This is a genomic window from Mycobacterium sp., assembly GCF_035653355.1.
Lineage (GTDB): Bacteria > Actinomycetota > Actinomycetes > Mycobacteriales > Mycobacteriaceae > Mycobacterium.
Map to the genome: position 1 here is coordinate 1 of NZ_DASRBZ010000098.1, position 2,096 is coordinate 2,096.

Annotated in this window: 5 protein-coding genes; 2 read left to right on the forward strand and 3 right to left on the reverse strand. The window is 66.4% G+C overall.

What is annotated here, in order from left to right:
• Positions 1 to 457: 457 nt before the first annotated feature.
• The 3 genes from VFA16_RS03115 to VFA16_RS03125 are packed head-to-tail and all read right to left on the reverse strand — an operon-like array spanning position 458 to position 1,268.
• Positions 458 to 616 (reverse strand): hypothetical protein, encoded by a 159-nt coding sequence (locus tag VFA16_RS03115; protein ID WP_324966410.1) that lies wholly within the window; start codon positions 614 to 616, stop codon positions 458 to 460.
• A 2-nt stretch (positions 617 to 618) separates the two neighbouring features.
• Positions 619 to 1,023, reverse strand: coding sequence for a PIN domain-containing protein (locus VFA16_RS03120; protein ID WP_324966411.1), 405 nt, complete (start codon positions 1,021 to 1,023; stop codon positions 619 to 621).
• Positions 1,011 to 1,268: a type II toxin-antitoxin system prevent-host-death family antitoxin gene (locus VFA16_RS03125; RefSeq protein ID WP_324966412.1), complete on the reverse strand. Its 258-nt coding sequence runs from the start codon at positions 1,266 to 1,268 to the stop codon at positions 1,011 to 1,013. Before VFA16_RS03125 ends, VFA16_RS03120 begins: the two co-directional genes overlap by 13 nt.
• Positions 1,269 to 1,355: 87 nt before the next feature.
• Here VFA16_RS03125 and VFA16_RS03130 point away from each other — a divergent pair, with 87 nt between their 5' ends.
• Both VFA16_RS03130 and VFA16_RS03135 read left to right on the forward strand, forming a co-directional pair.
• Complete coding sequence (locus tag VFA16_RS03130; protein ID WP_324966413.1) at positions 1,356 to 1,571, forward strand: antitoxin; 216 nt, start codon at positions 1,356 to 1,358, stop codon at positions 1,569 to 1,571.
• Positions 1,572 to 1,574: 3 nt separating this feature from the next.
• The gene (locus VFA16_RS03135) at positions 1,575 to 2,012 is read left to right on the forward strand and encodes a TA system VapC family ribonuclease toxin (protein WP_324966414.1); all 438 of its coding nucleotides are present in this window, start codon (positions 1,575 to 1,577) and stop codon (positions 2,010 to 2,012) included.
• The last annotated feature ends 84 nt before the right edge of the window (positions 2,013 to 2,096 follow it).

Sequence of the window (2,096 nt, forward strand, 5' to 3'; positions counted from 1 at the left end):
CGGTGCTCGCGCGCCAGCTCCGGCACCACCGCGCCCCACACTCGAGCGCTGGTCGCCCACCCGTGCAGCAACACCAGCGGCTGGCCCGCGCCGGCGGTGTCCTCGTAGTACAGCGCCGTCCCGTTGACCTTCAGGTACGCCATCGTTTGCCTCCCTCGATCTCTCCGACGGCACCGAGTCAACCTCGATCAACGCGGGCGACCAACGAGCAAACCATGACCACACTGTTCAGAGGCCGTGAATAATCTCTGCCGCGCGTCGAGCGATGAACAACAACACCCACGGCCACCGAACCGGGCTATAGGTGCCACAGCCCGTGCAATCCCCAGTCGACTGGAGGCTGGGTAGGCGCAGAATGCGCGCGATCCACTCCGGATCCCGCGCGATGAGCCGGCGGCGGTTTCGGCGTACAAGATGAACACGCTCCGAACGGCCCGGCCCCGCCAGTTCAGCGTGATCACCCGGTGATCGCGCGCCAGGTCCGGCCCACCGCGCCCCACACCCGGGCGCTGGCCGCCCACCCGTGCGGCAACACCAGCCGGTCGACGATCTCGCCGACCGGCTCGCCGGTCTCAGCCCAAGATTGGTGCGACCATCGGCCTGTCTCTCCAGGCACGCTCAATTGGTGACAACGCGCACCGCGACCTCAGGAAGTTCTCCAAAGCGTGCGCGCTCGTCGGTAGTGAGCAGGACGCGACCTGTGGCGCGAGCGGTAGCCGCGATGATCAGATCATGTGCCCCACGCTTGGTGCCGGCGCGCCGCACGTGGGCCAGCAAGGCCGCATGATGATCGGCAACAGCGCGGTCGTAATCATGGACCGGCAGCACTCGGAGCACCTCGTCGAGATAGGCGCGTTGCGCGGCGGCCCGGCCGGGGTCCTCATCGAGCAGCGTGCCCGCCAGGTACTCGGCCACCGCGATTGCCGGGATAGCCAGATCGTCGGTATCGGCAAGCGCGGTCATATCGACACGCCCGCGTGCTCCGGCGATGATCACGCCGGTGTCGAGGATCAATCGTGCCATGGATCCGCGTCCAACTCCGCCGACGCCGCTTCCCGGACGGCGCTCACCCGGGAGCTGAACGCTTCGTCCAGCGCCGGGTTGCCGCGCCAGCGCTCGAACACAGCCCGCAACGCGGCCCCGTTGGCCCGCGGTGCTGGAGTGATCAAAGCGACGCGACGGCCAGCACGAGTGACCACGATCGTTTCACCCTTCTCAGCGGAGTCCAGTACCGCCGAGAAGCTTCGCGCCGCTTCGGACGCCGACATCTCACGCACCTTCTCAGAATATCAGAATCAGACCTTCATGACACCGTGGCGGTAGATGCATTGATGCGGTGATGTATAGTCATCATCGTGCGGACCACGTTGGACATCGACGACGCCGTGCTCGCCGCCGCGCGCGCCATCGCGCAGGCCGAGAAGCGTTCCTTGGGGGCGGTCATCTCCGAGTTGGCTCGGCGCGGCTTGGTTCCCGCCCAGCGAAGCTCCGAGGAGTTTCCGTTGTTCTCCGTGTCGGAGAACGCTCCGCCGATCACCGCGGACATGGTCGACCGAGCTCTGGACGAGTAATCGATGACCGTCGCTCTGCTCGACGTCAACGTGCTGGTCGCTCTGACATGGCCCAACCACGTTCACCATCAGGCCGCCAGGCGCTGGTTCGATGCGCACAGTCGAGCTGGCTGGGCGACCACACCGATCACCGAACTCGGCTTCGTCCGTGTCTCGTCCAACAAAAAGGTCATCCCCGAAGCGGCCACGCCCGCCACGGCTCTGAGCGTCTTGCGGTCGCTTTGCGCTCTACCGGGTCATGAGTTCTGGACAGACGGCGCTCGTCTTGTCGACCCGCCCTTCGCGGTAGATCGAATCGGCGCTCACCAGCAGCTGACCGATGTTCATCTGGCGGCTTTGGCGGTCAGCAGGAAGGGCAAGCTGGTGACGTTCGACCGGGGTATTGCCCAGGCGCTGCCGCCCACCAGCCAGGCGGTTGTCGAGGTCCTGCCTGTGGTCTGAACAGCGCTTCCGCCGCGTGATCACTCGAAGCGGAGGGCTTGGATGGGGGTCATGCGGGCGGCGCGCAGGGCGGGGTAGACGCCG

Excerpts from the sequence above, each read along its gene's own strand:
- VFA16_RS03120 (WP_324966411.1), bottom strand. The coding sequence starts at position 1,023 with ATGGCACGATTGATCCTCGACACCGGCGTGATCATCGCCGGAGCACGC.
- VFA16_RS03125 (WP_324966412.1), bottom strand. The coding sequence starts at position 1,268 with ATGTCGGCGTCCGAAGCGGCGCGAAGCTTCTCGGCGGTACTGGACTCC.
- VFA16_RS03135 (WP_324966414.1), top strand. The coding sequence starts at position 1,575 with ATGACCGTCGCTCTGCTCGACGTCAACGTGCTGGTCGCTCTGACATGG.